We start from the raw sequence: 25,329 nt of genomic DNA, 5'->3' as shown, positions 1-25,329 counted from the left end.
ATAGATAAAAATTGCTTTTAATTCTGTTCCCTGTCACATACTATAATATTTATCTAAAATTTCTACAGCTAATACCTCTGGATTTTCTGGTAAAGATAACTGAATTAATCCGGCGGTATTTTCAAAAAGTATCCCATTAAATTCTTTAGCAACTGTCTCAATAGCTGTACATAAAATGCTTTCAGTAAGTTTAAATACTGTCCCTGGACTACCTTCATCATAAAGTAACCGACGAATAGTAATTGTATTGCTATCTTTATTTGCCCAACTAGCATATTCTAAACAAGTAGCAACTATAACTGATGCAGGTAAATTTGCTTTTGCACCAATTTTAAACTGATAATTTTTACCAAAATGACGGATTAAACCAAGTTCAGTGAAAGGACAATCAATAGAATCTTCAATGGGCGCATTATCTTTAAGAAAATCCTGGGCTGCATACATTCTTAAAATACAATTTACATCTTTGATAAAAGAAGAATCAGCAATTTTTTTGTCAAAACTTCTGATATAATCTTGTAATCCAGCTAAAATATCTTCTTTTGTAAAATCTGGATCTCGAAAAACGTTAAAGATATAATACCAAGCTGCCGCTTCACAAGTTGGCTTTAACAAATTCCAATGTAATAACCATAATGATGCTGGATTTTCTAAATAAGAGTCCCATCCATTATTTCCTAAAAGTTTTTCCCCAAATGTTGTCGGTAAATTATTTTTATCTAGAACTTTGAATGCACTACACCAATAACGAATAGCACGTACCATATTTTTACCAACACCCAAGCGCACAGGAGCATCATCCTGTAAGAAAACACCTGAATTTTTCTTAGCTGCATCAAATCCTTTTTTTAACCAGCCAAAACGAGGGTGAAAAGTTTCATGGTTAGCAAAGATTGGATTTACAGGAGTTTCTGGAGATTTTAAGTTTAGTTTAGTTTGGATCATAATATTTAAATTAATAACTTTAAAAGTTTACAACTTATCATAATTAAAATATTTAAAGCTGCTAATTTTGTGAGGTATTTTTGAAAATCTCAATCTAGTCTATCTTGCCTAGATCGGTAAACACTTTTTGTCACAATTGTGTAGTCCGTATAAAACTGTAGAATCCGCTATCCTTTATAGTATTTTTATAGTACAAAAATACTATAAAGTCCAACCCAACTAATTACTAAACAGTGAGTATCGAGTATAATTGCTTGCTGCCTATGGGAGTTTAACCCTAAGACGCGCAGTTTTAAACGCGATCGCAATAATCCATTATCCTATGAGAACCTAAGCATCAAACAATTAAAGACAAACAACTACGAATGCCAAAGGGTGAATGATCCACAAATATCAACATTAATGATGGGATATTAATGATGCGATCGCCAGAATCCACCTAAAAAGCACAGCTTGGACTGGTAGCATTCGAGAATAATTAGGATATGTTAAATAACATCAGGCGTAAATCCTAACTCAGCACTCAGGGCTATTATTGTGGAACTGTATCTGATTCGACATGGCATCGCGCAAGAGAGAGAAGTGGGTATTAAAGATGAAGAACGCGAACTCACCAAAGAAGGAAGGCAAAAAACCGAAAAAGTAGCCCAGCGTCTCCTCAAGTTAGACTTGCAATTTGATTTGATTGTCACCAGCCCTTTAGCCCGCGCCCGCCAAACAGCAGAAATTCTCATCGCTACCGGACTCAGTTCGCAGTTAGAAGAATCTACTCATCTTGCAACTGGCGGTCATCTTTCCAGTTGGTTGGTTTACTGGTTAGAACCCAAAAATTATTCTCAAAATACCCGCCTGGCCTTGGTAGGCCATGAGCCTGATTTGAGTAGTTGGGCAGAAATTCTCCTTTGGGGAGAAATCAAAGGCTGTTTAGTCCTGAAAAAAGCAGGTATGATCGGAGTAAAACTACCAGAAGCAGGCTCTGTTGTGGGTCGTAGTCAAATGTTCTGGTTGACACCCCCCAAATACTTGCTATAGCAGTTTTTCAATTCTTCTCGAAGAATTGTTGTGAGAACGACTACTGTTATGGCAAAAATAATTTCTGGTAAGTTAGCGTGATCGAATATTTCACAAAGTAAATGGTGTTGCCATGATGGTGTGTGAATACAAGCCTGGTTTAGAAGGCATTCCCGCAGCTCAATCGAGTATCAGCTACGTAGATGGGCAGAAGGGAATACTAGAATATCGTGGCATCCGGATTGAGGAATTAGCAGAAAAAAGTACCTTTCTCGAAACTGCTTATCTCCTCATCTGGGGTGAATTGCCAAGTAAAGAAGAACTACAAGCATTTGAGGAAGAAGTTCGCCTCCACAGGCGGATTAAATACCGCATTCGGGACATGATGAAATGCTTCCCAGAAAGCGGTCATCCAATGGATGCTCTGCAAGCCTCGGCGGCGGCTTTAGGCCTGTTTTATTCTCTGCGAGATTTACATAACCCCGCCTACATTCGGGATTCAGTTGTGCGCTTGATAGCAACTATCCCCACAATGGTGGCTGCATTCCAGTTGATGCGTAAGGGTAATGACCCCGTAAAGCCCCGTGATGACCTAGATTATTCCGCCAATTTTCTCTACATGCTCAACGAGAAAGAACCGGATGCTTTGGCGGCAAAAATCTTTGATATCTGCTTGATTTTACACGTTGAGCATACAATGAATGCTTCGACTTTTAGTGCTAGGGTAACAGCCTCAACCTTAACTGACCCTTATGCTGTAGTTGCTAGTGCTGTAGGAACCTTGGGCGGCCCATTGCACGGTGGAGCCAACGAAGAAGTAATTCAGATGTTGGAAGAAATCGGCTCGGTAGAAAACGTCCGTTCCTATGTTGAAGAGCGCCTGCAAAATAAACAAAAATTGATGGGCTTTGGGCATCGCGTCTACAAAGTTAAAGACCCACGCGCCATCATTTTACAAGACCTGGCAGAGCAACTATTTGACAAATTTGGCGGGGATAAATACTACGAAATTGCCCAAGAAATGGAACGGGTAGTTGAGGAGAAACTTGGTCACAAAGGGATTTATCCTAATGTTGACTTTTACTCTGGCTTGGTGTACAGAAAGATGGGTATTCCCACAGACTTGTTTACACCAATATTTGCGATCGCCCGTGTGGCTGGATGGTTAGCTCACTGGAAAGAACAACTAGCAGAAAACCGGATTTTCCGTCCCACCCAAGTCTACAACGGTAAACACGAAGCTCCTTATATCCCCCTTGAAGAACGTTAGCTGGCAGGGGAACCGTTAAAATAGCACCTACCTGCAACTAAAAATATCAGCATCAACCCCCAATTTAGGGAATCAGAAATCCTATAAGCAGCAAATAACCGTTGCCAGCATGGAAGCGGCAGCTTTTTGATGCCTGCTTACGCCAGGGACTAGAAGGCAAAAGTTAAAAGATTTTGATCTTTTGCCTTTTAACTTTTAACTTTTGATTTTTTCAATCCTACCCATAAGTAGAAGTTCTTGTATAGCTACAAGGACTAAAAACCATGCAACGATATACTAGGCATGGGAATATGGCAACAAATCTTCAATCAGGATTCATCTCAGAAAGGCTGAAGGCTAAAGGCTGAAGGTTGAAGCATGAAATTACCCTACGGGAAGTCACCCAAAGGGTGTCTACATACTTCATACTTCATACTTCATAATTCATACTTCACACTTCAACTGACTTAAAGAGCGGAAACATGAACTCAGGAATTGACATTCAAGGAACGTTTATTAAATCCGTGATGGATTTAGGACTACCAGCAGGCACGGCCAAAGCACTTTGGATGCCACTGCCAATGATCCTGATGCTGATTGGGGCAACAGTAGGTGTATTGGTGTGTGTGTGGCTGGAACGGAAGATTTCAGCAGCAGCGCAACAGCGGATCGGCCCTGAATTTATTGGGGCTTTTGGCTTACTGGCCCCGGTCGCAGATGGTTTAAAGCTGGTGTTTAAAGAGGATATTGTACCAGGTAAAGCTGACCCTTGGTTGTTTACCCTTGGCCCAATCATTGTTGTATTGCCAGTATTTCTGTCTTATTTGATTGTGCCTTTTGGACAAAATCTTGTCATTACAGACGTGAGTATGGGAGTTTTCTTGTGGATTGCCTTGTCTAGCATTCAGCCAATTGGGTTGTTAATGGCTGGCTACGCATCCAATAACAAATACTCCCTTTTAGGAGGGTTGCGGGCAGCAGCGCAATCTATTAGTTATGAAATTCCGCTGGCGCTGAGTGTACTGGCGATCGCTATGATGTCTAACAGCCTCAGCACAATTGATATCGTTAATCAGCAATCTGGTTACGGCATTCTTGGTTGGAATATCTGGCGACAACCAGTTGGCTTTCTCATCTTTTGGATTGCAGCTTTAGCCGAATGCGAACGCTTACCCTTCGACTTACCCGAAGCGGAAGAAGAACTAGTAGCAGGTTATCAAACTGAGTACTCAGGCATGAAATTTGCTTTGTTCTATCTCAGTTCTTACGTTAACTTAGTGCTTTCTGCCTTATTGGTATCAGTTTTATATTTAGGCGGTTGGGATTTTCCTATTCCCCTGAATACCATCGCTAGTTTGCTGGGAATCAGTGAAACTAACCCCGTATTACAAGTAGTCACAGCGGGTTTGGGGATTACAATGACCGTAATCAAAGCCTACTTACTAGTATTTATCGCCATCTTGTTGCGCTGGACAGTACCACGGGTACGCATTGACCAACTCTTAGATTTAGGATGGAAGTTTTTGTTACCAGTGGGTTTGGTTAATCTCTTATTAACCGCCGCCCTGAAATTAGCTTTTCCCGTCGCCTTCGGTGGATAGTCAAATTTTAGATTTTAGATTTTAGACTTAATCCAAAATCTAAAATCCAAAATCGAAAATCCAAAATTGAAAAGAGAGAGTGAAACACAATGCTAAAGTTCCTGAAGCAAGTTGTTGATTACGGCAAAGAAGCAATACAAGCCGGTCGCTACATCGGTGAAGGGCTATCTGTTACCTTCGACCACATGCGGCGGCGACCAGTCACCGTACAGTATCCTTACGAAAAACTGATTCCTGGGGAACGGTTTCGCGGTAGGATTCACTATGAATTTGATAAATGTATCGCCTGCGAAGTGTGTGTCCGTGTATGTCCCATTAACTTACCTGTAGTCGATTGGGAATTTGACAAAGGTAGCAAAAAGAAAAAGCTCAAACACTACAGTATCGACTTTGGGGTTTGTATCTTCTGTGGTAACTGTGTGGAATACTGTCCCACCAACTGTCTATCCATGACAGAAGAATACGAACTTTCCACCTACGATCGCCATGACCTAAACTATGACAGTGTGGCTCTAGGTCGTCTACCTTACAAAGTCACCAATGATCCAATGGTGACACCGCTACGCGAACTAGTTTATCTACCCAAGGGCGTACTAGACCCCCACGATTTACCAGCAGATGCACCTCGTGCTGGCGCACGTCCTGAAGACCTTGTAGAAAAATAAATGTCATAAGTCATTTGTTTTTTGCTAATGACCAATGACCATATCAATTTTAGATTTTAAATTTTGGATTTTGGATTTTGGATTATTTTCTGTTCAAGCCGCCAGTTCAGTTATTGGCAAGTGCTTACTGTAGGGAAATTACTCTATAAGGGTTCAACAGAATAAATCTAAAATCATCAATCTAAAATCGCAAATCTAAAATCCAAAATTGTTTGACCGAGGACAAAAAAAGTGAATCTAGCGGAAGGTGTACAGATTGTTTCATTTGGCATATTAGCTGTAATGCTGATTGGCGCAGCACTGAGCGTAGTGCTGTCTTCCAGCATTGTTTATTCTGCTTTTATGCTGGGAGGCGTATTTATCAGCATGGCGGGAATGTATTTGCTACTGAATGCTGACTTTGTAGCCGCAGCCCAAGTGCTGATTTATGTTGGGGCGGTTAACGTGTTGATTTTGTTCGCCATTATGTTGGTCAACAAGCGCCAAGATTTTGCCCCATTTCCTAGTGCTGGAGTGCGAAAAGTACTCACAGGTGTAGTAAGTATTGGGCTGTTTGGACTGTTGAGTGCAATGGTTTTGGCAACACCTTGGGCATACTCAACTACTCCTGTGGCTGGCGAAAGTTCAATAATTTTGATTGGTGAGCATTTCTTCACCGACTTTCTATTACCTTTTGAACTAGCTTCTATTTTGTTGCTGATGGCAATGGTAGGAGCAATTATTTTGGCACGTCGTGAGTATCTGCCAGATCAAGTGACACCTTCAACTATTCTGACTTTGCCAGAACGCCCCAGAGAATTGGTGTCAGCAGGTCGAGAAACCCAAGACTAGAAAGTAAAAAGTAAAAAGTAAAAAGTAAAAAGATAATCTCCCTAAATGAATTTAGGGGCTAGACTGCGGCAACGCTGTGCAAACAAACTATTTTCTTTTGCTTTCTTTTTACTTTTGCCTTTTACCTTGTTCAGCATATTTCACAAGGAATATTAGGATTCATGCAACTTCAGTACTTTTTATTACTAGCTGCCGCTTTGTTTTGTATCGGCATTTATGGTTTAATTACCAGTCGTAATGCTGTGCGGGTGCTGATGTCAATTGAGTTACTGCTAAATGCTGTTAATTTGAATTTAATGGCATTTTCCAACTTTCTTGACTCAACATTAATTAAAGGCCAAGTGTTTACCGTATTTGTCATTACTGTGGCTGCTGCTGAAGCGGCGGTAGGTTTGGCGATCGTTTTGGCCATTTATCGCAACCGCGATACCGTCGATATGGAGCAGTTTAATCTCCTGAAGTGGTAATTTTGCGTGCAACTCAAGCAGGTAATCATTGCTTATAAGGCGCGAGATTCTCAAAGTAAACGCTGGGCAGAAATTTGTGCCAAGCAACTAGAAAATCGCGATTGCCATGTATTAATGGGGCCAAGTGGGCCAAAAGATAACCCTTACCCGGTGTTTTTGGCATCATCTGGTCAACCAATTGATATGGCTTTGGTACTCGGTGGTGATGGTACTGTTTTAACTAGTGCCAGACATTTAGCCCCAGCTGGTATCCCCATTCTCGGTGTGAATGTGGGCGGTCATCTGGGCTTTTTAACCGAGTCTGTAGATGAATTTCAAGATACGGAAAAAGTTTGGGATCGGCTGTTTGAGGATCGCTATGCTATCCAACGGCGAATGATGCTACAAGCCGCAGTGTATGAAGGTCATCGCACAAATTTAGAACCAGTAACCGAACGCTACCTTTCATTAAATGAATTTTGTGTTAAACCCGCTTCTGCCGATCGCATGATCACCTCTATTCTAGAAATGGAAATCGATGGTGAAGTTGTCGATCAATATGTGGGAGACGGGTTGATTATTTCTACTCCTACAGGTTCTACTGGTTACACAGTTTCGGCAAGTGGCCCCATCATGCACGATGGTATGGAAGCCGTCACTATTACTCCCATTTGTCCTATGAGCCTTTCTAGCCGTCCTTTGGTGTTACCGCCTGGCGTTGTGGTTAGTGTTTGGCCTTTGGGTGATTACGATTTGAGTACCAAATTGTGGATGGATGGTGTACTATCTACTTCAATTTGGCCGGGACATCGCGTTGATGTGCGAATGGCTGACTGTCGAGCTAAATTTATTGTTTTACGCGAAAACAATTCCTATTATCAAACACTGCGCGAGAAGTTACTCTGGGCAGGTACAAGGGTTCGCTACAGTAACAATCATCGTAATTGATTGACACTCCCAAGTAGTCTGGGTGTAACTCTCGGAGTTTGATCACAGGTAATTTCATCGAGTTAGTGATTTTTTAAACTTATAGCCCCTGAATAAATTCGGGGGTTTTTTGTGCTTATTGGTTGTGAAGTCTGCGGAGGCAGACTTTGTTCGTGTAGCCACGACTTCTAGTCGTTGGGTGGAGGAACGGAACCCAACATCATCAAGACTAAGGTTTAACACAAGCAACGTGATTAGAATCAAAGTTGAACGCATTTGCTTTAGCAACTTGACTAACCAGTGTAACTTCTCCTTTATTATTGAACACCCAACCAGTAGCAGGGACAATAGCAATAGCATTAGAAGATTTTTGCGGTGTATTCACACGACTTGTTGAACCATTTTGTGGTTTTGCTGCCACAGTTAAGCGTGTATCAGACCACACTGCATCACCATTTAGAACGTCGTCAGGACTTGTAGGTAAACCACCACGGCCAGTCACAGTAAATTGACTACCTGTTTTATCACCAAAAGCAGTACAGCCAGAATCAACCAAACTAGCTGTGTTGACTATATCTCCTGGTAAGTTGGTTAAACCCTGAGTTGGGTCAACATTAGGTGTATTGATAATAATTTCGCCATTAATACCTGTTGTGGAACTAGCAGTAATATCACTGCTATTAATACTGTCATTCAAGCGAGGTTCAATACCAAAAATACCTTGCGTGTTAATTTGGACTTGACCGCCTGTACCTGAGAAAGCATTAGCTGTAATGTTACTGTTTTCATTTGGCAAAGCAATGACAAAACCTGCATTGATATTGATATTACCTCCATTACCACCAGCTTGAGCAGTGCCAGCAGTCGTAGAGATTTGACTACCACGACGTAGTAGTAGGGCATTTCCAGCGTTCACCGAAATATCACCACCATTCACAGACCTAGATTCAGCAATGAATCTGCCACCATTATCTAATAGTACAAAAGGTGAGTTAACTTCAATATCCCCTGCACTGCCTAAACCATCAGACCGGACAAACAGGCCACTAGCAGCATCAACATTGGCAACATTGCCGCTAAATTGAGCTACTCGGTCATTGAAGCTTGCATCATTACCATTTACAATAACCTTTTCAGTAGCATTGACTGTGATTTTACCTGCATTTCCTCTACCTAAGGTTGTAGTGATGAGTTGTCCACCATTTAGTACTTCCAAGGAGTTAGCGTTAACTGTAATATTGCCGCCATTACCTTCGTTAACAGTTCGTGCATCTAACACAGCACTATCAGACAAGCGGAATAAATTAGTATTAACGACAATATCACCACCTTTACCTGTACTAGTAGATGTAAATAATCCACTAGAAAATCTTTTATTGGCATCGGTTCCAGAAATATTGACAGCCTCAGAAGCAGAGATGTAGATGTTACCTGCATCCCCTCGTCCCAAAGTAGAGGCAAATAGTTGAGTGCCATTGGAAATAGAGAATGAGCCTGTAGTAATGCTGATATCTCCACCATCGCCTACAGCAGTATCTAATGCTGAACTGGATATATTGGAGCGATCAAACAAAACAAATCCATGAGCATTTATCATCAAATTACCAGCATTGCCTTGTCCCAATGTACTGGATGATAATATGGCATTATTAGTAAGTGACAGAGATTCTGTAATAATGCCAATGTCTCCTCCTTGACCTACAGATTCTGTATTTACAGCACTTAATATAAAGCCGCCATCTAAGGAAATACCTTCACGGGCATTAATAATTATATTGCCAGCATTTCCCTGACCAAGGGTAATAGACGAAATTATCGCGTTGTTAGTAATATCTAAGGAGTTTGTAGCGATATTAATTTTGCCACTATTACCCTGACCAAGAGTAGTGGTGAAAAGAGCAGCACTATTGCTAAGTGACAGCGAATTTGTAGTAATTTTAATATCTCCGCCTTGACCTCTAGCTAATTCCTGTACCGAACTAGCTATTCGAGATTGACTATCTAAAAAAATACTTTCACGAGCATCGATAATGACATTACCAGCATTCCCTGTCCCAAATGTGGCAGCACTAATTGAGGCAGTATTGGTTAGTAAAAGCGAGCCTGTACTAATACGAACATCTCCACTATTACCAGCCAATATAGTTGTACTTTCTATACTAGACTGACTATCTAAGAAAATATCTTTACGTGCATTAATTGTTATATTACCAGCGTTACCATTACCATCTTCAAAAAAAGCACCAATTCCAGCATTATTGTTCAATGAAAGTGAGCCTGTAGAGATGCTGATATCTCCGCCTTGACCTACTGCTCCTGCTTCTATCCCACTGGCTATACGTGCATTATCTAAAGAAATATTCTCATTTACATTAATCATCAAATTGCCAGCATTGCCTCTTCCACTAGAAAAAGTGATAACTCCAGAGTTATTGGATAGTGAAAGTGAACTTGTAGTGATACTGATATCTCCTCCATTGCCTGCTGCTCTTACGTCTACTGTATTACCGATAACAGATGTATTATCTAAGGAAATACTCTGATTCGCCTTAATAATTAAGTTCCCAGCATTACCTTGTCCAAAGGTTCTATTCGTAATTACTGCATTATTGGTAAGGTGAAGATTATCTGTAATAATATTGATGTTACCTGCATTACCTGTAGCAAAAAGATCAGTATAATTTATAATCATTGACTGATCACTGACTCGAATTACACCTGTGGCATTGAGGGTTACATCTCCAGCTTGGCTGTTAACATCTCCTAATCCTGGTGCAATACCAGCAGCGAGATTACTCTGTTCCAAAATGTCTATATTTTTGGCATTGATAGCGATACTACCACCATTACCAGCAGAGACATCTAAGCTACTTCCATTGGTAAGCAACACATCTGCTCGTAAGGAATCTTGAGGAAAATCTAAGCTGAGAATGTTATTTTTTGTTGTTAATTCTATTGTTCCTGATTCTGCTGCTGTTGCTCCTAGCTCAATTCTGCCGCCTTCTATGCCATTAACTAACAGTCTGCTATTAAATAAGCCGATATCTCCTCCCAGCAATAGCAAGCTTTGACCTTGATACACATTTAAAGTGCTACCAATGGCAAATATTGATTGTGGTCTTTGTACGGATAAAAACCCACTGGGGTCGCCGACAATTGTTAATAAACTACTCGTACCGCCGGGATTTGTTGCACTAAATTGACTGCCATTAGACCACACTAAAGCATCAGCTGTGGTAGCAACAAACGAACCTCTGGTGCTACCACCCACATCTAAACGAGCATTAGGTCCAAAAATAATTCCACTGGGATTGACGAAAAACAAATTTACGCTGGCGCTTTGCGTAAAAATTAAACCATTAATGAATGAAGGGGAACCGCCTGTGACACGAGAAAAAATATTTCTGATATCAGAACCACTTTGAAAATTTGCAATTTCTCTAGAATCAAGGCTAAAACTGCCAAAGCTGTGGAATAAATTACTACCTACTGTTTGCCCCACTAACTGCGGAATTATATATATTGGGCCGTTTAAGGTTTGTGCAGGGCTGAGAGTACCATCTATGGTGATGTTTTGCGCTAGGACATTGTTTGCAGAGGTTGTAATTATGGCGCTACTCAAAGCTAGAATCAACTTGAGTTTTGATAAGTAATAACTTTGAGTTATTTTGATAGTTTTCTCTCTCATACCCTGAATAAATTCTTAATTGTCGAGAGGTTCAGATACCCGACTTCTTTGAGAAGTCGGGTATCTTTTTGTTCAGTAAACAGTTAATTGCTGGATTTTTTACGTGTTTTCCGCATTTAATTGGCAATTAATCATAAAATTTTGATGTTTTAACAGTAGTATTCAGGATAAGATGAGAAATGTATTTTACACAATATAGTTAACTAAAATTTTTAAGTGCGCTCAACTCACGCGATCGCATAAAAGAAGCATCACGTTAGCCAGTATCATGGTCAAAAAGAGATTTTCTGTTTCTCGCCCGTAATTACAACTCTCTTAATTCCTGTAAAATCGCCTCAACAGTTATTTTAAGTTGGGGTAAATTTTGTTCAATCACTCCCCACACGCGGTTTAAGTTGACTTTTAAATAATCGTGAATCAGTACATCTCTAAAACCAGCTACTTGCTGCCAAGGTATATCGGGATAAGCTGCTTTAATTTCGGGAGATAATCGTTTTGTAGCTTCCCCAATAATTTCAAAATTTCTAATTACGGCATCTTGAATTATTTTGGTTTGCAAAAATGCCTCTTTGCCATCATCGGTGTAAGATTCAATGCGTTCAATACATTCTAAAATATTGCTCAAGTAAAGCTTGTCGTCTCTCATAACACCACAGCTTCCCGCAACACTTTATCTTTAATCAACTCATGCAGAGTTTCAGTTTCAGTTACATCTACTTTACGTCCTAGTAATTTTTCCAAGGACTGCATCAAAGCAATTTGATCTAATAAAGTTCGTTGCGGTTCAAGTTCTACCAAAAAATCTACATCACTATCTGCTTTAGCCTCCCCCCTAGCAACTGAACCAAACACCCGTACATTATATGCTCCATACTTAGCGGCAATTTGCAAAATTTCTTCTCGGTAAGCTTTCAGAATTTCATCAATGCCCATCGCCTAAATCCAAATGATTGTAATAACTTACTTTTGAAATTAGTATGACAAATAAACGCTTTTATCACATTGGTTTTGGGCAAGAGGATTTAGGCGCATCGCCTCCCACGATTGCTTTATTATCGGGCGATCGCGATCGCGCTCATTTCATTGCCCACAATTATTTACAAGATGTGCGTTTGTTGTCGCAAAATCGCGGTCTTGATAGTTATCTCGGATACTTACCCAATAATCGCCCTATTCTATCTGCAACTAGTGGGATGGGTGCGCCTTCTTTAAGTATTGTGGTGAATGAGTTGGTACAAGTTGGTATCCGGCAAATTATTCGCATCGGGACTTGTGGTTCTATTCAACCGCATATACCAGTCGGTAGTATTGTAATTAGTAGTGCCGCTTTGTGTCGTCAAGGTGCAGCTACTGACATTGCACCTATGGAATATCCGGCGGCGGCTGATCCGTTTTTGACGGTGGCTTTAGTCCAGGCTGCACAAGCATTAGAGTTTGAGCATTATTTAGGTATTACCGCTTCTGTTGATACTTTTTATGAAGGGCAGGAACGCACTGATTCGGCAAATCCAGATTTAATGCGATCGCTCCGTGGTATTACGGAAGAATATCGGCGGTTGAATATTTTGAACTATGAAATGGAATGCGGCACACTGTTCAAAATGGCAGGAGTGTATCAATTTGCGGCAGCGGCTGTTTGCGGTGTAGTAGCGCAACGTACTGTTGATGAGAAGGTAGTTTTAGAACAAAAAGAGGTTGCTGTGAAAAATGCGATCGCCACCGCTATTCATACAGTAATGAATTATTTTCCCTCACTGTAAATCTGACCGAATTTTATATTTTAAATTCAAAATTTAAAAAAGTGACAGGTTCCCCCAAATTTATTCGGGTAATAAGTCTAAAATCCAAAATTGATTGACAGGTTCCCCTGAGTTTAGGTATGGGGTCAATCTAAAATCCAAAATTGATTGACCTCAGTAGTTTCATTGAGTCTTTACTTAATCTTTAAATTAGCGTTTCCTGAATCTAGATAATATAGGTTTATGAGGTGCAAATTTCGTGTTTTACAGATGAATAAATCCTGAAAAACAACTTATTTGTCGAAAAAATATTAAGGAATAAATGAAATCAAGGAAATAATTAAATTAATATTAAATTTTTTATGAAAAATAAATTTCTCATGTTTATAAAAAATCGGAGAACGGCATCCAATGAACTGTGTGTGGCAGCGGGGAATTACTTATATTAACTTAGCGTTGATTGCAGTAATGCCAACGCTGATATTTTCAGCATTCGCACACCGAGTAATAGCGGAAGATCCGAGCGCGTGTTTTATGGTGACTTCTTCCGGGATGACTATAGAGTTAACAAAGCTTTGCAACGAGGCAAATAGAGCTAAGACCACTTCCGAAGGCAGAGTTTTTCGCGTACCAATTAAACGCCACTTTGGGAGAACTCCAGTAATTGATGTCACCTTTAATAACCAAAAAACCTTTGAGATGGTTGTCGATACAGGTGCAAATGGAACTTTGATTACTCAAGCAATGGCGAATTCATTGCAAATCAAGCCTACGGGTACGCTCAATGCTCAAACGGCCGATGGTAATCAAGTACAATTTCCTACAGGCAAAATAAAGTCTATGGCTGCGGGTGGCATTGTCGCCAATAATGTAGAAGTAGCGATCGCATCTAAAGCCGATATTGGCTTACTGGGTCACGATTTCTTCGGCAATTATGACATTAAAATTTTACAAACAGCAGTGGAATTTCATACGCGTTAAATCAGGAAAGGGGGCGGGGAGCAGGACGCAGGGGGAAGAAAGAGTTTTGAGTGCTGAATGAAAGAAGAATTTTCTCCTACCTCCTACCTCCTGCCTTCCGCCTCTTACCTTCTGCCTCCTGCCTCCTGCCTTCTGCCTCTTACCTTCCACTATTTAACAAGTTGAGTAATTAAATTGACTAACTCAGTTGGCTCAATGGGCTTGGATGAATGCAGTTGAAAACCAGCAAATAGAGCTTGTTGCTTGTTTAATTCTCCCGCATAAGCTGTAAGGGCGATCGCCGGAATTTGCCCGCCTTTTTCTGGAGGTAGACTTCTAATTTGCCGCATGAGCATATAACCATCAACATCAGGCATTCCAATATCAAAGACGAGGACATCTGGTTGTAATTGGGTAAAAGCCGAGAGTGCTTCCGCCGCAGATGGAACGGCGATGACTTCTGCACCACATTCTTTGAGCATGAAAGCCACCACTTCCCGCGAGTCTACTTCATCATCTACAACTAAGATGCGAATACCTGTTAACTCTTGGTAAATATCAGACTGTTCAGGACTTTGAGATAGTTGAGTCTGATTTTTAATTAACGGTATTCTCACATTAAAGATAGCGCCTTGTCCTTCCCCTGGACTGGCTGCCCAAACTGCGCCGCCATGTAACTCTACCAAATGTTTGACAATTGCCAGCCCCAATCCTAAACCACCAAATCTTCTGGTAGTTTGACTATCGGCTTGGCGGAAATAATCAAATACAAAAGGTAAAAACTCTGAGCTAATTCCTTGGCCTGTATCGATAACTTGAATTTGCGCTTGTCTGCCAACTTGCTCTAAGCGGACTTCTACACGACCACCAGAAGAGGTAAACTTCACAGCATTAGACAGCAAATTCCAAACTACCTGTTGCAAACGCACAGGATCTCCCAAAACAGTACCAACATTTGCCGATAAGGTAGTTTGAATTTCAATCGCTTTAGCTTGGGCTGCTAACTGTACAGTTTCCAACGCCGCCGAAATTACCGACTGCAAATTTACAGAGGCAATATTGAGGCTGAGTTTACCCCGGAGAATTTGGGAGATATCTAATAAGTCTTCTATCAGTTGTGCTTGTAACTTAGCATTGCGCTCAATAGTTGCCAAAGCTTCCGATATCTTGGATTCGCTTAATTTGTGGGTGACGAGTAACTTAGACCAACCCAAAATCGGATTCAGTGGCGATCGCAATTCATGGGATAAAATAGCGAGAAATTCATCTTTGACTCGGTTCGCCGCTTCGGCTGTTTGGCGTGCTGTTTGTTCTCGTTGCAAAAGTTGTTCTCGCTCTTGTTCTGCTTGCTTACGTTCTGTTAAATCAACTACAAAGGTAAAACCATCAGTTTGAGAACCTTCTCGAAAAGCACAGCCGATGAGAATAGGAACACGATAACCTGCTTTGTGAATGTAACACTTTTCTACAGGAGTTGAAATCCCAAACTGCTTCAGTTCTTCAATAATTCGTAAATCTTGCTCATTGTATTCAGACTCAGAGATATCTGTCCAATGCAAACCTCCTGTTTTCATGTCTGCGCGTGTGTAACCTACTAGCTGTAAATAAGCATCATTAGCTGCTGTGATATTGCCATCACTATTCCAAAAACAAATCCCAATTACATTTGATTCAAATATCCATCTGAATCTGGCTTCACTTTCCTGGAGAGCTTTTTCGGCATATTTGCGCTCAGTAATGTCCTCAATGATACCATCAATGATTGTTGTATCGCCATTAGTCGTAAAAGTTTGGCTAATTCGTACCCAAATTTCCCTACCATCAGGGCGATGCAAAAGTAATTCACGCTCCCGCACGCCTGCATCTATCCGCAGTTGTTGCCACAGTTGGGCATCATCTTCTGTGGAAAAATAAGACCTCCAAGTTTGATTGAAGGAAATTTCCGTTAAAGAATCTAGACCCAACAGTTGTAAAAATGCCGCGTTAGCATCTAGAACAATACCATCAGCAGTAATCCGGTAAACTCCAACGTTTAGTTGATTGAGTAAAGTTTGAAAGCGCGTTTCTAAGCCTGTCATTTGGTGTCGCGTTACGGCTTGCTTGAGTGCCAAACGCACCGCCACAGGTAAACGCATATAGTTACTTGGAGACTTAATTACATAGTCATCCAACCCTGATTTCATCGCCTCTACAGCAATTTCTTGTGAGCCATTGTTAGTAAACATCACTATAGGTATTTCGGGATAGCGGCTTTTAATATTGCGAAGTACTTCTATGCCGTTACTCCAGCGCAATTCGTAGTCAGTAATTACTAAGTCAAATTCTCCCACTGACAATGCTTGCTCAAACTCTTGCGGACGAGCAATTTGCTGGATTTTCAAGTCAACAAATTCTCGCTCTAAGGCATTAATTGCCAGCAAGCGATCGTGGGGATTATCATCAATTAGGAGAATGCGTAACATCGGACTTATAATTAGTTGATTTAAGAAGTACCCAGTTCTGGTTTTTGGTGAAAAACTAGCCAATGTTGGTTAATAATCGTGAAGATTTCGACTAAATTACCGAAATCCACAGATTTAACCATATAAATATTTGCACTTGAATCATACAGATAATTCACATCTGTATACTCAGGCGAAGCAGTCAAAACGACAACTAGCAGACGCTAAATTCCTGGTTTTTGCCTTAACTACAGCAAACCTCAGCGCTAGATTGGCGCGGCAGTTTTAAATCAAGCATAATTAAGGCAGGTAACGGATAAAAGATGCGATCTCGGCTAGTAATACCAGATTTGCAAAACGCCCTTTGCACAAACAAAATATCATGGGGATTGTCTTCTACTAGTAAGATTGTTTCCCCGATAAATCAAGTATTCATTGAGATGTTTTCGCTTTTGACAAATTAAACCAAAAGTCATCTATCTGTATTAATTCAAACTTGACTATTAGTTGATTCCTCATATATTCCACTCCTGAACCTCATCAACTGCTGTGTGTGTTGATAGAACGTTTAAAAACTACCTATTATCATCCTGAGCAATTTTTGAGTTTTTGTCTTCTACCGCAGGAGTTATCGAAGCTACATCAAAAAAATCCTCTACTTAGATAGTCATTAACTATCTATGGTGTGTTGGCGGTCAAACAATTTTGGATTTTAAATTGACTCCACAGGTAGTTGTCAGCTTTCGGTAAAGCAATCCAGAAGCGGCTAAGTAGAACGGTGCAAATAAACAGAAGTATATAACGAAAAGTAAAGTTATCTAAAACTCTCTTCCCTCCTGCCCTTCGGGTTCAGCAGTTGCTCATGGGGGAAACCCCCAAGACCGCACTGCTTCAGCTCCTGCCTTGTCATAACGACAATTTTTAACATCGACCTACTTACCTGTAAAATGATTTCACCAATCACACTAATGGCTGGGGAGAGCGATCGCAATTGTTAGCCGACGACGGAAAATAGACTTAGCAATTTGCCGCGGCATAACACTATGCTAATTTTCAAACAAAGCTATTAATATAGTGTCGGAGTAGGTGCGATCGCTAACTAAAAGTTTTACTCCCCTACTCTCAATTTTCCAAATAAGCATCCAAACTAGGAACATCAACCCAACTACTTGTTTTATGGGATTGATGCGATAAATCCATCAACAATTGCGAATAAACACCTTCACGCAAGGATGGAACTATTGACTGCTTCTGGTCAATTCCTTGCAGCCATTGGTCTATTACCCTGATAAATGCAGAAATGCGGCCATCGGTGAAGTTTTGGGTAAACATTAACTGCTGGGGAATTTCAATTTCTGCTAAGGGTTGTCCTACTTGAGAACCCCAAACGCGAAAACCGTGGATGTAGTCTTTTTGATTTTCGCTACCTAATACTAAAGTACCGCGATCGCCATACACTTCAACCCAATGGGTTCTCGGTGCATGAACCACCGCACTAATATTCAGTTGACAAGGTGTTCCATCAGCTAATTCCAGGGATAGCAAACAGTTATCATCCGTCTCCACTGGCTTTAATGCACCAGTACTAAGGTCAATTCGGTTGGGGATGGCTGTACTTAAATAAGCGCTTAACCGACGGACTGATCCAAATAACCAATAAATATAATCAAAGGCGTGGGAACCCAACGAACCTAATACACCACCGCCTTTTTCTTGAGAAGAATACCAATTCCAAGGGCGAGAAGTATCAGCGCGGGAAGAACCAAACCAATCAATTTTAATTAAGCGTTTGTTACCGACATAACCTGATGCTAATAATTCTGCAAATAATTGCCATCCAGGGACAAAGCGAAATTCAAAATCTACAACCGCTGTTACCTTATTTGCTATTGCTAAATTATATAACACCTTCGCTTCGGCTGCATTTAAAGCTGTGGGTTTTTCTAAAAATAAATGTTTGCCTGCTTCTAGCACAGTTTTTGCCATTTCATAGTGCAGAAATGGTGGTGTTGAGATACTAACTGCTTGTACTTCTGGGAGTTTAATAATATCCGTAATCTTGTTATAAGCGTGAGGAATATTATTAGCATTAGCAATGATTTGAGCTTGATTAATATCCCGATGATAAACAGCAACTACCTCAGTTTTGGGGTGGGCATTAAACCCAGGAATATGAACTTTTTGACCAAATCCAGTACCGACTACAGCCACACCAACTACATTCTGATTCATGGTTGATTCTGCACCCTTAAATTAAATGTAACAATAGATATATCATCTACTTTAGTAATATTGAATAAGTATCACAATATAATACGATAGTGACATTCAGTTAGATAAAAAAATCGGCGATCGCTCCGGCATAAATACCGATTTTCTTGGTTGGTTTTGCTGTCACTTTGCTGTTCTGCGTAATTATCTTATAACCTCTGAAGATTCTACTACCTCAACTGTCAATCAATTTTGGATTTACGATTTTGGATGTTGGATTGACTCCACCCTAAAGTGTGGAGCTTGATAGCGCAGCGTTAGCGAGTCATCGAGCGTCGGATTTTAGATTGGCGTTAGGGAAGCGTACGCTGGGGTTTGTACCGAAAATTCCCCATCCAAAATCTCAAATTTTTCAGTCAATGGATTGATGTTATCCGAAAAAGGCTTTTTTTGAGCGATCGCTGGATCTGCTGTCGGTAGTCAGTCGGGATGGCTACTTTCAGCAGATCAACCCGGAATTTACCCAAACTCTCAGCTACTCAAAAGCAGAATTTTTAGCCAGTCTTTTTTAGACTTCGTGCATCCAGATAACCACTCCACCAGGTTAGCAGAAATGGCGAAGCTAAAGGCAGACCTATAGCTTTTACCTTTATAAAAAGTAAATTTTATGCTTTTTTATATAAAAATCAGAAGATTTTTTAAAACTCCAGGACAATAAATATCAATATAGTTAGACTATTATCTAGTAATAATATCATTACTGAAAACCAGTAATTAAATACTAAGAAAATTCTAGGTTGAAATATTGCGGGTAAACTAATGTATGTACCTAAAAAACTAAGATTTACGCCTTCGCAAATAGTAGCTGTCACAGTACTATTAACATTACTCTTATTTATTCCTCAAATTTGGCTTAATTGGCAAGCATATTATAATTTTAATCATCTGACTAAAAATGAATTTAGATTACAGAAATTGAGTGATGAAATTATTTATCTCGATGAAGTATTAACCATGTCAGCCCGGATGAATGCTGCTACAGGTAACTTGATGTGGGAAAAACGCTATCGTCAATTTGAAGAAAAACTTGATAATGCTATTCAAGCATCGATTAAACTAGCACCTCAAGCATATAACAGTCAGGATGCTAAAAAAATTGATGTTGCTAATCAGCAGCTAGTTAAAATGGAATATCAATCTTTTGATTTAGTCAAAAAGAATAAACAACAAGCAGCGCAACAACTATTATCTAGCCACGAATATGATACGCAAAAACAGATTTATGCTGATGGTGTGATCAAAAGAAAAGAGAATATATCACTTGCATTACAACAAAAAGTTGCGAAATATCGCCAAAAAATATTTTTGGCAATCTTAGCTTCCATTATAAGTTTATTATTGCTGATTCCTGCATGGCTTTTGGTACTGAATTTATTGCGAGAATACTTAAGAGCGAAAAAAAATGCTCAAGTTGCTTTAGAAGAAATTAATTGGATTTTAGAAACAAAAGTTGCAGCAAGAACAGAAACATTAAATCAGCAAAATATTCAATTAGAACAGACATTACAAGAACTAAAAAACACACAGGTACAACTGATTCAAACTGAAAAAATGTCTTCACTTGGTCAGCTAGTAGCTGGTGTTGCTCATGAAATTAATAATCCAGTTAATTTTATTTATGGCAATTTAATGTATGCGAAGGAATATACTCAGAAATTAATAGACTTAATCAAATTATATCAACAAGAATATTCTCATAATAACTCAAAAATAACTACTGTAATTAAGGAAATAGATTTAGAATTCATTCTTGAGGATCTGCCTAAAATCGTATCTTCAATGACACTTGGTGCTGATCGTATCCGTGAGATTGTAATTATCTTGCGTAACTTTTCACGTCTTGATGAAGCTGACATGAAACCTGTTGATATTCATGAAGGCATTGACAGTACTTTGCTAATTTTGCAACATCAGCTAAAAGGTAAGCAGGAACAGAAAGAAATCAAAATTATTAAAGACTATTGTAGTAATTCACCTCTGGTTGAATGTTATGCAGGCGGATTAAATCAGGTATTTATGAATATTATTGGTAATGCTATTGATGCTTTACACGAGAAAGAAGTAGAAGATATAAAACAAGCAAAGGAACGAAATACTAGTTGCATTATAATTCAGACTCAAGTAAGAAATGCAGAATCTTTAATAATTAGCATTAAAGATAACGGTTCAGGTATCAGTGAGGAATATAAAAATAGATTATTTGACCCATTTTTTACTACTAAACCTATAGGCAAAGGTACAGGTTTAGGTTTATCTATTAGTTATCAAATTATAGTAGATAAGCATCACGGCAAAATCAACTGTATTTCATCTCCAGGAGAAGGGACAGAATTTGTGATTGAAATTCCGATAAGACAGATAAAATAAGTAGTTAATCAATTTTAGATTTTGGATTTGAGATTAACTGCGTAAGTCCTATCAACTAACTTTCAGCGCAAAATTCGCATTGTCAAAGGATAACGATAATGTTCTCCATGATAAGCTTTAATGGCAGCAAAAGTGATGAAGAAAGATTGTAATAGAAGTAAACCAAAAATTAAAAATGTCCAGACCAAAAGCAAACCATCTAAAACTGATTTAACTTCGTTAACTGCACCATTGGTTGTGATGGCAATACCACAGCTACCCAGTACGAGTAACAAAGAAAAAATAATCACAATTAAAGTATACAAAGTTAATGAGATTTGAAAGTTTAAAGATTCTCTACCTTGAAAGTCAATCCAAGGATATTTAGATTTTTTCAGATGCCAAATTACTAAAGGTAATAAAATATTCAACGGTAAATACAAAGGAATACCCAGAAAGACTAATCCAAATAACAATAGCCATGCGACTAAAGCCGAAATATGACATAACATCGCCCATGTACGCATTTGTTTTTGGACTTGTTTTCTCATGGCTTGTTAATTAAGGATGTGGATGAATGAAATTGATATCTACCACACTACCTTTAAACTAGCAGGACAAAAGTTTAAAATTTGAGTATTTCTCGCTCATAATTTTCGGGTAAAGGTTCTACTTCCCAGACGATACCTTCGCCTGGTTCTAAGGCGACTTCTACATAGAGTTGTTCGACTGCGGTTGTGGCGATATCTTCGTTGTTGGGGAAAGGTTGTAAGTCTTCGGTGAGGAGTCGAATTTTAAAACCGCCGGGAATGGCTGCGCCAACTATGGCGTTACGTAATTCAAACCGCCAGTAGAGTGAGTCTGGTTCGCCTTGGGGTGTAATTGTCAGTTCGTAAAATTGTCCAGCGATCGCCAGCCGTCGTGATATATTCACCTCAGTTTGTCTATCGCCTACACTCCGCGACGCTGCACTCAATTCTAAATTCCAGCGTTCCCAACCAATAGTTTCTGCAAGTTGCGATACGCCACTTTGCAACCATTGTAAAACTGAACGCTGTTCTGGTAATCCGATGCGTTTTTCATAAAGATTTTGTCGCCAACCGCTATGTTCGATTAACCCACCCCAGAGTTGAAAAGGAATTGCTAACCGAGGTGTGATGACTTCGGCGTTGGCGAGGCGGTCAATTAAGTTTTGCGCTTGGGCTTGTGCTAGGGTGGGAATTGCAGTGACATTACTGCGTGTAGGTTCTGCTGTACAAAATTCTCGCGCCACTGCTAAAACACTCATATCGGTAATTATTTCTGTCGCATCTAAAGAGTAAGTGCGATCTCCTGCATCATAATTTCCTTTATGCTTAAGTTGGGCATGAGTGCAGTAACCCCAAACTCTGATATAGCCTGCATCTGGTTCTACTTGCACAGCTAAATAATAATCACCCAACCAACTCGGTAAATCTACCCATTCTTGTGGTACGCGCAACTCACTTAAATCAATACTTTCACTAGGAACTAAGATAAATCTCGTTGCATCTACTGTAATAGCAGTTCCATTCACCAGTTCCCAAAAACTGGATAATGCAGTGGTAGTTGGCCAAACCTTTGCCTGTGGTGTAAAGTCCTCCTGTAACCAAGGTAAGACAGCATTCAGGCAAAGTTCATTTAAATAAGCTTGATATGCAGAACTAGGATGAGAAAAAGCTTGACTGCGTTGGCGAAATTCGGGAATCTCTAAAATTAAGTCCGTGGAATTGGTTAAAGTAAAAGTCATGGCAGTTTCTCCGGGGAAAGGTTTGGCTAGTTTTGGTGCTACCAGGGAAACAATCTCTTCCCCGCACAGGCTACAAAAGAAATTTGGGTATAAGTTAGTGAGAAGATGCAGTGTAGTAATTTTCGAGCCATTCTTCCATCACAGCACTCATACTTTTTAGTAAGTCTGATGTCACAGAAATATGCAGACTATCTTTGCACCAGTTAGCCAAAGACCGCAACAGAACCTCCTTAGCTTTGGTTAGTCGCCGGGAAACAGTATATTGTTTCATATCTAGTTGTTTAGCGATCGCATCTTGATTAAGTTGCTGTGCATAGTATAGTTGCAATATTTCTTGAAGTTGCGCTTCTAGTTGGGTGATCGCAGTTGTTAATATCTGATTAATCTCACCTTGCTGTTGAGTTCTCGCTTGTGCTTCTTCTTGGGCGACAATTTCGTTAATTAAAGATTCTTGCATCCCTGGTAAATTATCCAGCAACTCAAATCCATCATCACCACCTTTAGAGACATTCAGAGAATCTGGAGTGGGATAAAGATACTTGCGGACAGCTTTCGCCGCACTGAGTAACCACTTTTCCAAAATTTCGGGGTTCGCTGGTTGGCTGCTTTGGGAATTGTAGAATTTAGCGATCGCTTCCCAAGTGCTATCATCAGGGCGAGATAATTGCCGAGAGTTACTCGCTTTAGTGGGAACATACAAAGTTTTGAAAGCATTCCCAGCCAAAATGTAAGCACGGACTGTCTCCGGGGATAAACCAGCATTTTGCAAAGATTCTTCTAATCGCTTTTGACTAGTTTTGCGTAACAAACCCCAATCACTACAGATATCCACTTCTTGACGCTGACGCAGAGTTTCGCGGATAGCGGTACTAAAAATCAGACTAGCGTAGTTTTTTAAAGTACTGCCTTGAGAAGGATTGAAACCTTTGAGAACACGTTCAACTTGAGCGATCGCAATTTGGAAACAATCAGATAATTTAAATTGGCTACTAGCAAAACCAGTACAAGTTTTTTGGGATGTCCAATAACAAGGTTCTTGTAAATACGCCGTGAGATGTTGTTTTGCTGAGGATGCGGCGGCCGAATCTTGGCTAAACTTATACCAATACAGTACCCAAAAATATTCCGAATTTTCTTTGGGTATTTGCTGAATACAACATTGGATGCTGCGACGCAAGCGCGAATCCGTCGCCCAACGACTGAAGCGATCGCCATCAAACTGGACAAAAGTTGAAAAAATTTCAATAATACTGTGTCGAGGTTGCATAAAAAAATTACAATCTGACTTATAGGATAACGAAACTGAGTGCTAAGTGCTGAGTAAGCTAATCGTCATTTAAATTGCATCATTTTCATGGTAATAAAAGCTGCAAACCCTCTCCCTTGCAGCCTCAATGTGCAAACTCAATGCTGAACAGCTTATAAGTAAGTCGGTGTACGACCCCACCTGTGGTTCCTGACAGGTGTAGATTGTGTAGCTTGTTAAAATCAAACCAACAATCCAGAACCAAACTGATCTCAAGCAACTACAAACTTAGGACGTAACGAATCATGATCGCAGCCAAAGAAAATTTCCCCACCCTAACCCCTGAAGAATATTTCACTTGGGAAGAACAGCAACTAGAAAAACACGAACTGATCAACGGTCAAGTTTATGCCATGAGTGGCGGTAGTAAAAACCATAGTTTACTTGCCGCTAGATTCATCACTTTGTGTACCAATCATTTAGAAGAGAGTGGCTGCGACACCGCGACTTCAGACCTGAGAGTTAATATTGTTGGTACAAATAACTACACCTACCCAGATGCCAGCGTCACCTGCGACGTTCGCGATAAAACCACAACCCAACATATCACCTACCCCTGCTTAATCGTCGAAGTCCTCTCCACCAGCACCGAAGCCTACGACAGAGGTAGCAAATTCCGAATGTATCGCCAAAACCCAGCCTTAATAGATTACCTACTAGTCAGTTCTACTAGCATCGAAATCGACCTGTATCACAAAAACAACGCAGGCGATTGGTTGATTATCAACTACAAAGCAGGCGACACAATCGAACTCAAAAGCATTAACCTCAATTTCCCCATTGAACAAGTCTATCGCGGTTTAACCCTTGAACCAAAAACTCCAACAGACATCATTCGGGAATAAGTAGTATTTGTATAGAACCCAAATGAGGTCTATAAATTTTCAGGGAAAGAGCCATTGAGAGAAACTTTACTGAGTGCTTGTAACGAAAAACCCAAATTATTAGATCGTAAAAAAATCTTTGCGCGAGTTGTATCAAAATTACTCGACACTTTTGGTGAGCTTGGGAAAGAAGAATAAAACAATTCTCAAAGCAGGTGATCGCCAAATCAGTATTGATATTTGGTCTATACCAATTCACCAAAATAAGGTAACAGATATAAATCACAAAAATCCTGCTGCATCGAAGTTTT

Annotated in this window: 20 protein-coding genes; 11 read left to right on the top strand and 9 right to left on the bottom strand. The window is 39.9% G+C overall.

The window, feature by feature from the left end:
• Positions 1-33: 33 nt before the first annotated feature.
• Complete coding sequence (locus tag NOS7107_RS21835; RefSeq protein WP_015115117.1) at positions 34-945, bottom strand: DUF4007 family protein; 912 nt, start codon at positions 943-945, stop codon at positions 34-36.
• A 537-nt stretch (positions 946-1,482) separates the two neighbouring features.
• Here NOS7107_RS21835 and sixA point away from each other — a divergent pair.
• The 7 genes from sixA to NOS7107_RS21800 all read left to right on the top strand — a co-directional run bounded on the left by sixA (position 1,483) and on the right by NOS7107_RS21800 (position 7,696).
• The gene (gene sixA / locus NOS7107_RS21830; RefSeq protein WP_015115116.1) at positions 1,483-1,977 is read left to right on the top strand and encodes a phosphohistidine phosphatase SixA; all 495 of its coding nucleotides are present in this window, start codon (positions 1,483-1,485) and stop codon (positions 1,975-1,977) included.
• Positions 1,978-2,089: 112 nt separating this feature from the next.
• Positions 2,090-3,226, top strand: coding sequence for a citrate synthase (locus NOS7107_RS21825; protein ID WP_015115115.1), 1,137 nt, complete (start codon positions 2,090-2,092; stop codon positions 3,224-3,226).
• Between the two features lie 461 nt (positions 3,227-3,687).
• Positions 3,688-4,806, top strand: a complete 1,119-nt coding sequence (gene nuoH / locus NOS7107_RS21820) for an NADH-quinone oxidoreductase subunit NuoH (RefSeq protein ID WP_015115114.1) — start codon at positions 3,688-3,690, stop codon at positions 4,804-4,806.
• 89 nt (positions 4,807-4,895) lie between these two features.
• Positions 4,896-5,471 carry an NAD(P)H-quinone oxidoreductase subunit I gene (gene ndhI / locus NOS7107_RS21815; protein ID WP_015115113.1) on the top strand — a complete coding sequence of 192 codons (576 nt, stop codon included), beginning with the start codon at positions 4,896-4,898 and terminating at the stop codon, positions 5,469-5,471.
• Between the two features lie 231 nt (positions 5,472-5,702).
• Positions 5,703-6,302 carry an NADH-quinone oxidoreductase subunit J gene (locus NOS7107_RS21810; RefSeq protein WP_015115112.1) on the top strand — a complete coding sequence of 200 codons (600 nt, stop codon included), beginning with the start codon at positions 5,703-5,705 and terminating at the stop codon, positions 6,300-6,302.
• A 161-nt stretch (positions 6,303-6,463) separates the two neighbouring features.
• Entirely contained in the window at positions 6,464-6,769 is a 306-nt protein-coding gene (gene nuoK, locus NOS7107_RS21805; protein ID WP_006199065.1) for an NADH-quinone oxidoreductase subunit NuoK, read from the top strand.
• Positions 6,770-6,775: 6 nt separating this feature from the next.
• A complete protein-coding gene (locus NOS7107_RS21800) occupies positions 6,776-7,696 on the top strand; it encodes an NAD(+) kinase (protein WP_015115111.1) in 921 nt (306 codons plus the stop codon).
• A gap of 208 nt (positions 7,697-7,904) precedes the next feature.
• On the opposite strand, the gene NOS7107_RS21795 is transcribed toward NOS7107_RS21800, so the two are convergent.
• The 3 genes from NOS7107_RS21795 to NOS7107_RS21785 form a co-directional block, all read right to left on the bottom strand.
• Positions 7,905-11,363 (bottom strand): filamentous hemagglutinin N-terminal domain-containing protein, encoded by a 3,459-nt coding sequence (locus tag NOS7107_RS21795; RefSeq protein ID WP_015115110.1) that lies wholly within the window; start codon positions 11,361-11,363, stop codon positions 7,905-7,907.
• A gap of 304 nt (positions 11,364-11,667) precedes the next feature.
• Positions 11,668-12,009, bottom strand: coding sequence for a DUF86 domain-containing protein (locus NOS7107_RS21790; RefSeq protein WP_015115109.1), 342 nt, complete (start codon positions 12,007-12,009; stop codon positions 11,668-11,670).
• Positions 12,006-12,296, bottom strand: coding sequence for a nucleotidyltransferase family protein (locus tag NOS7107_RS21785; protein WP_015115108.1), 291 nt, complete (start codon positions 12,294-12,296; stop codon positions 12,006-12,008). The genes NOS7107_RS21790 and NOS7107_RS21785 overlap by 4 nt, the downstream gene beginning before the upstream one ends.
• Positions 12,297-12,340: 44 nt before the next feature.
• Between NOS7107_RS21785 and NOS7107_RS21780 the strand changes: the two genes are divergently transcribed.
• Both NOS7107_RS21780 and NOS7107_RS21775 read left to right on the top strand, forming a co-directional pair.
• Positions 12,341-13,123 (top strand): nucleoside phosphorylase, encoded by a 783-nt coding sequence (locus tag NOS7107_RS21780; RefSeq protein ID WP_015115107.1) that lies wholly within the window; start codon positions 12,341-12,343, stop codon positions 13,121-13,123.
• Positions 13,124-13,513: 390 nt separating this feature from the next.
• Positions 13,514-14,083: a TIGR02281 family clan AA aspartic protease gene (locus tag NOS7107_RS21775; RefSeq protein WP_015115106.1), complete on the top strand. Its 570-nt coding sequence runs from the start codon at positions 13,514-13,516 to the stop codon at positions 14,081-14,083.
• Between the two features lie 149 nt (positions 14,084-14,232).
• Here the strand turns inward: NOS7107_RS21775 and NOS7107_RS21770 are convergent, their stop codons facing one another.
• Together NOS7107_RS21770 and NOS7107_RS21760 are read right to left on the bottom strand one after the other, a co-directional pair.
• Entirely contained in the window at positions 14,233-16,524 is a 2,292-nt protein-coding gene (locus tag NOS7107_RS21770) for a response regulator (RefSeq protein ID WP_015115105.1), read from the bottom strand.
• A 1,101-nt stretch (positions 16,525-17,625) separates the two neighbouring features.
• Positions 17,626-18,735 (bottom strand): Gfo/Idh/MocA family protein, encoded by a 1,110-nt coding sequence (locus NOS7107_RS21760; protein ID WP_015115104.1) that lies wholly within the window; start codon positions 18,733-18,735, stop codon positions 17,626-17,628.
• A gap of 798 nt (positions 18,736-19,533) precedes the next feature.
• On the opposite strand from NOS7107_RS21760, the gene NOS7107_RS21755 reads away from it, so the two are divergent.
• Positions 19,534-21,141 carry a sensor histidine kinase gene (locus tag NOS7107_RS21755; protein WP_015115103.1) on the top strand — a complete coding sequence of 536 codons (1,608 nt, stop codon included), beginning with the start codon at positions 19,534-19,536 and terminating at the stop codon, positions 21,139-21,141.
• A 62-nt stretch (positions 21,142-21,203) separates the two neighbouring features.
• On the opposite strand, the gene NOS7107_RS21750 is transcribed toward NOS7107_RS21755, so the two are convergent.
• The 3 genes from NOS7107_RS21750 to NOS7107_RS21740 form a co-directional block, all read right to left on the bottom strand.
• Entirely contained in the window at positions 21,204-21,671 is a 468-nt protein-coding gene (locus NOS7107_RS21750; protein WP_015115102.1) for a DUF4870 domain-containing protein, read from the bottom strand.
• A gap of 74 nt (positions 21,672-21,745) precedes the next feature.
• Positions 21,746-22,888: a DUF1822 family protein gene (locus tag NOS7107_RS21745; protein WP_015115101.1), complete on the bottom strand. Its 1,143-nt coding sequence runs from the start codon at positions 22,886-22,888 to the stop codon at positions 21,746-21,748.
• A 94-nt stretch (positions 22,889-22,982) separates the two neighbouring features.
• A complete protein-coding gene (locus tag NOS7107_RS21740; protein ID WP_015115100.1) occupies positions 22,983-24,155 on the bottom strand; it encodes a sigma-70 family RNA polymerase sigma factor in 1,173 nt (390 codons plus the stop codon).
• Positions 24,156-24,439: 284 nt separating this feature from the next.
• Between NOS7107_RS21740 and NOS7107_RS21735 the strand changes: the two genes are divergently transcribed.
• Entirely contained in the window at positions 24,440-25,039 is a 600-nt protein-coding gene (locus NOS7107_RS21735) for a Uma2 family endonuclease (protein WP_015115099.1), read from the top strand.
• The last annotated feature ends 290 nt before the right edge of the window (positions 25,040-25,329 follow it).

It is taken from the genome of Nostoc sp. PCC 7107, from assembly GCF_000316625.1.
GTDB lineage: Bacteria > Cyanobacteriota > Cyanobacteriia > Cyanobacteriales > Nostocaceae > Nostoc_B.
This window is presented reverse-complemented; position numbering and strand designations above follow the sequence as displayed.

Excerpts from the sequence above, each read along its gene's own strand:
- NOS7107_RS21790 (WP_015115109.1), bottom strand. The coding sequence starts at position 12,009 with ATGAGAGACGACAAGCTTTACTTGAGCAATATTTTAGAATGTATTGAA.
- NOS7107_RS21735 (WP_015115099.1), top strand. The coding sequence starts at position 24,440 with ATGATCGCAGCCAAAGAAAATTTCCCCACCCTAACCCCTGAAGAATAT.
- nuoK (WP_006199065.1), top strand. The coding sequence starts at position 6,464 with ATGCAACTTCAGTACTTTTTATTACTAGCTGCCGCTTTGTTTTGTATC.
- NOS7107_RS21755 (WP_015115103.1), top strand. The coding sequence starts at position 19,534 with ATGTATGTACCTAAAAAACTAAGATTTACGCCTTCGCAAATAGTAGCT.
- nuoH (WP_015115114.1), top strand. The coding sequence starts at position 3,688 with ATGAACTCAGGAATTGACATTCAAGGAACGTTTATTAAATCCGTGATG.
- NOS7107_RS21835 (WP_015115117.1), bottom strand. The coding sequence starts at position 945 with ATGATCCAAACTAAACTAAACTTAAAATCTCCAGAAACTCCTGTAAAT.
- NOS7107_RS21760 (WP_015115104.1), bottom strand. The coding sequence starts at position 18,735 with ATGAATCAGAATGTAGTTGGTGTGGCTGTAGTCGGTACTGGATTTGGT.
- NOS7107_RS21795 (WP_015115110.1), bottom strand. The coding sequence starts at position 11,363 with ATGAGAGAGAAAACTATCAAAATAACTCAAAGTTATTACTTATCAAAA.
- NOS7107_RS21775 (WP_015115106.1), top strand. The coding sequence starts at position 13,514 with ATGAACTGTGTGTGGCAGCGGGGAATTACTTATATTAACTTAGCGTTG.
- NOS7107_RS21750 (WP_015115102.1), bottom strand. The coding sequence starts at position 21,671 with ATGAGAAAACAAGTCCAAAAACAAATGCGTACATGGGCGATGTTATGT.
- NOS7107_RS21740 (WP_015115100.1), bottom strand. The coding sequence starts at position 24,155 with ATGCAACCTCGACACAGTATTATTGAAATTTTTTCAACTTTTGTCCAG.
- NOS7107_RS21770 (WP_015115105.1), bottom strand. The coding sequence starts at position 16,524 with ATGTTACGCATTCTCCTAATTGATGATAATCCCCACGATCGCTTGCTG.
- NOS7107_RS21780 (WP_015115107.1), top strand. The coding sequence starts at position 12,341 with ATGACAAATAAACGCTTTTATCACATTGGTTTTGGGCAAGAGGATTTA.
- NOS7107_RS21745 (WP_015115101.1), bottom strand. The coding sequence starts at position 22,888 with ATGACTTTTACTTTAACCAATTCCACGGACTTAATTTTAGAGATTCCC.
- ndhI (WP_015115113.1), top strand. The coding sequence starts at position 4,896 with ATGCTAAAGTTCCTGAAGCAAGTTGTTGATTACGGCAAAGAAGCAATA.
- NOS7107_RS21785 (WP_015115108.1), bottom strand. The coding sequence starts at position 12,296 with ATGGGCATTGATGAAATTCTGAAAGCTTACCGAGAAGAAATTTTGCAA.
- NOS7107_RS21825 (WP_015115115.1), top strand. The coding sequence starts at position 2,090 with ATGATGGTGTGTGAATACAAGCCTGGTTTAGAAGGCATTCCCGCAGCT.